We start from the raw sequence: 5,934 nt of genomic DNA, 5'->3' as shown, positions 1-5,934 counted from the left end.
CAGAAGGCAGACCAAGGCCCGCCCCTTGGGCCTTTTTTGCAAACAGCGCAAAAAGGCTCAGTCATGTTTTTCGTGTCAAACCCGTTCAGAAGGGAGGAGCGACGCGGGCGGCGTCGATCGTGTTCTGGGCCAGAAGCTCCATCAGGGGGATCTCCTCCATCGGGTGTCCCTGGAAAAGGAGCTGGGCCAGAAGGGCGAAACGATGTGCCAGGGGGTGGGGCTTCCCTTTGACAGGTGGTTGTTCGTGGAGCCAAATGGCTGTCCAGGCGAGTCGCTCGGACCACTCCAGCCTGGCCGGCTCGAAAAATTCCTTGAGGATGCCCGCCAGGAGGGTGGCGGGTCGGGATCTGCGCCGCACGTGGAGGTAGTCCACCAGGGATTGGCTCTCCATGAACCAGGATTGGACAATATCCAACTCCTGCGCCCAGACATGGCTGGAATGGACGATGACCGCATCCCTGCTGGCGTCCTGGGGGCCGGCTGTGTCGCAAATCGCCTGCAACCTTGTGGCAAAGTTGGCAGCTTCCGGCTGCCAGTCGGTGGCTGCAACGGTCTCGGCGATTTGTAGAAGACCGGGGGGAGGAGGGTGACCATGTTCCAGTCCAACATGCAGATGGTGCTTGACCATCAGGTCGGAAAAAACGCCGGATACGATTTGAAATCCCTCCTCAAGGATTTGCAGGCGAAGCTGCCGGCGCATGGCAGAGTGAGGAATAGCCTCGCCGCACCATGCGTCCACGATGCCAAAATTGCGCTTGGCAAGCATCGAGGAGAGACGCTGTTGGCGATCAGCTTGCGAGAGGAGGAAAAATCCCAACGCCCCCCCGCCGTCCATGGCCAGGGCATAACGGTTGATGACCTCTTCTCCCGTGGACCATTGCGCACAGGAAACGCCATGTTGGCGGGCAGAACGGATGGTTTGATCCAGGAGGGCCCGTTCATTCGGGGGGAGCCAGTTGCGTAACACGATCAAACGGCGGACTGTATCAGGTGCAATCCTGGCAGGAGATTGAGCCAGCATCTCTCGGACCGTCAAACGCAGGGCATCCTGCGGATGCAGAACCAGGAGCGCCATGGCCTCCGCAACGAGCGGACGCTGCAACTGGTGCATCTCCTGCAACAATATCTTTTGCATCTCGGGAGGAACCACCCGCAACATGTGGTCCATCTGGGCGTGGATTTGGAAAATGTCGTCGTCGGAGTTGGCAAACAGGGTTTCAAACATGTCCTGCATCTCCCGGGCCGTGGGCGGACGGGCCGGGGCGCTCTTTTCCATAATGGCCTCGTAGGCTCCCAAAAGCTCCGGTTCGGGTTGCAGGCGGGCTTCATGGAGGGACGCAATGATGGCGTTGAGCAGCACGGATGGCAAAGAGTCGTCACGGGTCATGCGGATCGTCTCCGCCTGAAACGCCGCGATAAGATTCTTTGCCCGAGTAAAATTCCGGTCGATGCCGTAGCGTACCTGCTCCAGATGAAAGCCCAAAACAATGAACCAGGCTTCCAAAACCGGATCATGTTCGGCCTCTTTTGGTTCCCGCATCCGGGCAGCCAGGATGGGGAGCATATCCAGGAGGATGTTGGGGTGCTGTTCGAGAAGGACGACGAGCGCGTCCGTGAGGTTGGGTGCCTTTCCTTTGGCCAGATCCCGGGCGATGGCGTTGACCAGAGTTACCAGTTGAGGCAAGACGTGGGGGGGAGTGGCCCGGACGGCCAATGGCGACCCGGTCGGGCTTGCCGGAGCCTGGGAATGGTGGGCGTGTTTGCCGGGAAATGGCAGGATTTCAGGAATTTCTCCGGCATTGACACGGTCGATGAAGGACTCCATATCCTGCGGATTTTGTGGATCAAACCCATTGTTCCCGGCATGGGTCAGCAAGGTTTTGGTCATATTCCAGTTGTCTGGAGCGGCGGCTTGCGCCACAATGCGGGCCTGGACGCGGTGCAGGGCGCGGTTCAGAACCGGACCGTTGGACAGGGCGCCGATGGTGGCCAGATAGGTGATGAAACGGGTCAGAACCGGTACCATGGCCTGGAAGAAAGAGGCTTGCGCCGTCACCCGGGCTGGCAGAGTCTGGGTGCAGCATTCGGTGACGCTTTGGGCGGTCCAGCGGCGCGGCGGGCGGTTGTGGATGCGGTGCATGGCCTGGATAAACTCCAGAACAATCGCCTCGGACCAACGGCGCTCCAGGTCGGTCAAGGACGCAAACGGATCGCTTTTGCTGAACTCGCTGCTCCATGCCAGGGCTTGCTGGCGAATCTGGTCAGAAAGATCGTCGGAACCGGCGCCGGGCACGATCACCTCCCACAACAGGGTTGAACGACGCGCCCCACTCTACACGTTCCCGAGCCAAGACGAAACGGGGAGAAAAACACAGCGCACGGGTAACTATTCAAAGCCCGGCCACGTGAGGTTCGGGGCAACGCCCCAAAAAAAACCATTGAAAGACTGAGGATAGGGGTCCAGGGGGAAGGGCTGTGCCCTTCCCCCTGGTGGGGTTCGGGGCGAAGCCCTGACAAAGGCTTTCATCTCCAGGCTTGTCTTGAAAGTCCAAGCTTGTCTTGAAAGTCCGGGCTTGTCGCTTGTCTTAAAAAGGTACAGTTACCCATTTCTTTTAAAAACGACGCGAAAAAACAGATAATTGACCTGTTTTTGCAACTGCCGGAATATCTCCGGAGAAAGGTCCGGCCCATAACGCAAATCACCGTACAGCTGCCCGATACACATGATGGGCTGGGCCAGAAACGGGTGCCGCCCGGCAGCCCGCCGGGCAAAATCCTCCGGGCCTTCATGCGGCAGACGGGCAGTTCCCAATCGGGCCACAAGCCAGCAGTGCCGATGGTATGCCCGCACCACCGGATCCATCTGCCGCCAGCGATGGTATACCATCCATCCGAGGAGAGCAGCCAGCGACAAAACAATCAGCAACGCCAGCAACCCCAACACCGACCACCACGACCCGGCGTCTGTGAAACCCATGGCGTTCAGCAGTTGCTGTTGCTGATAGGCGCCATAGTGCAAAAAAGCCTCCCACCCGTGGTCGAGCGCGGCGACGAAATCGTCCCAAAGTTTGGACAACCACGACCTCTCCTCCCGGAACAACCATTGGATGCCCTTCCCTGCGCCTGCCGGGTCATCACCGCCAAACCGGGGACCATCCATGCCATAGAGTGCCTGGCGCAAAGCCGAGGAGATCTCTCCACCATCGTAGGGACGGGGTGACAGCAGGAACAAGATGATGGTGATGGGAAAAGAGTGGACCACCAGCATCCCGGTCATCTTCAACGTGCGCCACAAACCCATTCCGATGGACCGCATGTCGGTCAAAATGGTTGCTTCTCGTGTGGGCTGTCCAGCCACGACCGGGCTCCATGTCAACAGGGGCAACAGCAGGGGCAACAGCAGCACAACCCCCAGCAGGCGCAGACCGGTCCAGGGAGATTGATCATGGAAACACTCTGCCAGGGCAGGCAATAAACTCGCCAGCAGCAGATGTCTGCCATCCTTCGGGGTATGCAACTCCAGCAGCTTGATGAACAGCAGCACCCCCAGGAAACTGCTTCCCAAATCCAACAGGGGAACATCGCGACGGGCGGCAATGACCAGGCAGCAGGCCAGGATCAGCAGACCCATGTGAACCTTGCGCTGGACAGGATGAAAAAATCCGTGGCGAAGGTACCTCCGTGTGTGCAAGAGAGTCATCCCCAGACAAAGCGCGACAATGCCCCACGCACACGCTGCCGCGTGCCATGGCAAATGCACAAACCCCGGCCCAACGGCCAGCAACAACTCTGCCGACACCAGGATCAAGACCAGGGGCTCGGGACGAAAATCACGCGACATGGTTGCCACCCTTTTTGCCGAACAGCGCCAGGGCGGTCAAACACCGTACACGATGGGCCTCCCCGCTGGATGGTGCAATGACATCTCCCGGCAAACCCAGGCCGAAGGGAATGCCGGCCATGTCGGCATCCAAAACCCAACGGCATAAACGCGAAAGGCGTGCCTCTTCCGCCATGTCGGCCAACTCTTCCCACGCCAGCCAGGCGATGCGCCGATCCGTGCCAAAAAATTCCCTTACCACGAGGTGATCGCGGCGAGCCGATGTTTTCCAATGGATCCTTTGCAGCGGATCCCCTGGTTGGTAATCGCGCAGATTGGCTAGGTCGTCCTCTCCGTCACTCCGATTTGCGGTTGCCGATTCGCCACAACCTCCCGTCATGGGCAGGGGCAGCGACGTTTGATCCGGCTGCGGATAGACCAGGCACCGCCACTCTCCGGGAAGGGGCGCCCGCAGCCGTGTCAATCCCAGGGGATGGGCACTCTCCACTCCGGCGTCGACCAGGCGCAGCCAGCCCCGCTGATGGGCGGGGGCACAAATTTCCTGAGCCACCCGACCACCCTCCTCCAGGTGAACCACCGCCGGAACTGGAAGGGCCGCTGAACCTTCCGCCACTCTTGCCGTGACCCGGACGGACCAGCGTCGGCCAGGCTTGCTGGACTCCAAAAGCACCGAAAAAGAGGCCGACTCCCCGGCAAACACCGCTTCCGGGGCGCGTGGGACGATCCGAATCCCAGCAAGATTGCGCCAGCCGTGCAAAATCGCCACCAAAAACACCCCGATCAACAGGGAAACCAAGCCCAGGGCCAGATTCAAGCCGGACTGAACGGCCACGATCAGAATGGCCAACAACACCCCCATCCCCAACAGATCGTCCGGGCTGAACGCCATCCGTACATGCCGCCAACCCAACAGGACCGGGTCAGGACAACAGGCCCGGCCCGAAAAATTCAACAGGGTCATGGCAAGGGTACCGAGGTCAGGAGATGGGCCCCGGCATCCCCCCCGGATTGGGCATGCAAACGCAGGCGATGACCCACCACGCCGGGGAGCACCGCCTGGAGATCCTCGGGAAGGAGATGGCTCCGCTCGCCAAGAAAAGCCCAGGCCCGGGCTGCGGCCAGCAAACCCAACCCTGCCCGGGGTGACAGCCCACCCTCCCGGAAATCGCCGGAACTCCGGGAAAAAGCCAGCAGATCCTGGATGTAATCCAGCAGAGGAGCCGCCACATGCACCCGGGCCGCAGCCGCCTGCAAAGCCGTCACGGCTGTTGCATCGAGGAGCGGCTGCACATGCTGCAACAGGTGGCGGCGAGACTCTCCCTCCAGCAGGGCCCGTTCCGCCCTGGGATCAGGAAACCCGAGTTTGATGCACATGAGAAACCGGTCCATTTGGGAATCGGGCAGCGGAAAGGTTCCTGCATGTTCCAGGGGATTTTGCGTGGCGATGACAAAAAAGGGTGTGGGCAAGGGTCGGGTCTCCCCTTCCACGGTCACCTGTCCCTCTTCCATGGCCTCCAGCAGGGCGCTCTGAACTTTGGGCATGCCCCGGTTGATTTCGTCGGCAAGGATCACCGAATTGAAGAGCGGCCCCGGATGCCAACGAAAATGACCGCTCTCACGAACCAGAACCGCCACACCCAGCAGATCGGCGGGCAGAAGGTCACTGGTGAACTGGATTCTTTGCAACCCCAGTCCCAACAATCGGGCAAGGGTCAAGGCCAGAGTGGTCTTGCCCACGCCGGGACGATCCTCGATCAACAGATGTCCGCCGGCCAACAGACACGCCAGGGCCAGACGAATCTGCCGCTCCTTGCCCAGAAGAATCTCCCCTGCCCGGGCGAACAGCCTGGGCACTTTTGAAAAATCATGTTGACTCATGGTTGCAACCTATCCTGGAACACCCTGGAGTTTCGTTATAACCCGGAACCCTTCCGTGCACATAACTGTTCAGCACCCTTGCAAAAAAAGCCTGGATATGAAAGCCTTTATCAGGGCTTCGCCCCGAACCCCAAGAAAAGCCTGGATATGAAAGCCTTTATCAGGGCTTCGCCCCGAACCCCACCAGGGGGAAGGGCACAGCCCTTCCCCCTGGA

Annotated in this window: 4 protein-coding genes; all 4 read right to left on the bottom strand. The window is 60.0% G+C overall.

The window, feature by feature from the left end; all coding sequences use genetic code 11:
* Positions 1-85: 85 nt before the first annotated feature.
* The 4 genes from HQL63_15465 to HQL63_15450 all read right to left on the bottom strand — a co-directional run bounded on the left by HQL63_15465 (position 86) and on the right by HQL63_15450 (position 5,719).
* The gene (locus HQL63_15465) at positions 86-2,293 is read right to left on the bottom strand and encodes a hypothetical protein (protein MBF0178224.1); all 2,208 of its coding nucleotides are present in this window, start codon (positions 2,291-2,293) and stop codon (positions 86-88) included.
* Positions 2,294-2,599: 306 nt separating this feature from the next.
* Entirely contained in the window at positions 2,600-3,841 is a 1,242-nt protein-coding gene (locus HQL63_15460) for a DUF3488 domain-containing protein (GenBank protein ID MBF0178223.1), read from the bottom strand.
* Complete coding sequence (locus tag HQL63_15455) at positions 3,831-4,802, bottom strand: DUF58 domain-containing protein (GenBank protein ID MBF0178222.1); 972 nt, start codon at positions 4,800-4,802, stop codon at positions 3,831-3,833. Before HQL63_15455 ends, HQL63_15460 begins: the two co-directional genes overlap by 11 nt.
* On the bottom strand, positions 4,799-5,719 hold the full coding sequence (locus tag HQL63_15450; GenBank protein MBF0178221.1) for an AAA family ATPase: 921 nt from the start codon (positions 5,717-5,719) through the stop codon (positions 4,799-4,801). Before HQL63_15450 ends, HQL63_15455 begins: the two co-directional genes overlap by 4 nt.
* Positions 5,720-5,934: the final 215 nt, after the last annotated feature.

It is taken from the genome of Magnetococcales bacterium (assembly GCA_015231175.1).
GTDB lineage: Bacteria > Pseudomonadota > Magnetococcia > Magnetococcales > DC0425bin3 > HA3dbin3.
The sequence above is the reverse complement of the archived record's forward strand: the minus strand, read 5'-3'. Positions and strand labels throughout refer to the sequence as shown.

Coding starts and splice junctions, on each gene's coding strand:
- HQL63_15450 (MBF0178221.1), bottom strand. CDS start 5,719: ATGAGTCAACATGATTTTTCAAAAGTGCCCAGGCTGTTCGCCCGGGCA.
- HQL63_15460 (MBF0178223.1), bottom strand. CDS start 3,841: ATGTCGCGTGATTTTCGTCCCGAGCCCCTGGTCTTGATCCTGGTGTCG.
- HQL63_15455 (MBF0178222.1), bottom strand. CDS start 4,802: ATGACCCTGTTGAATTTTTCGGGCCGGGCCTGTTGTCCTGACCCGGTC.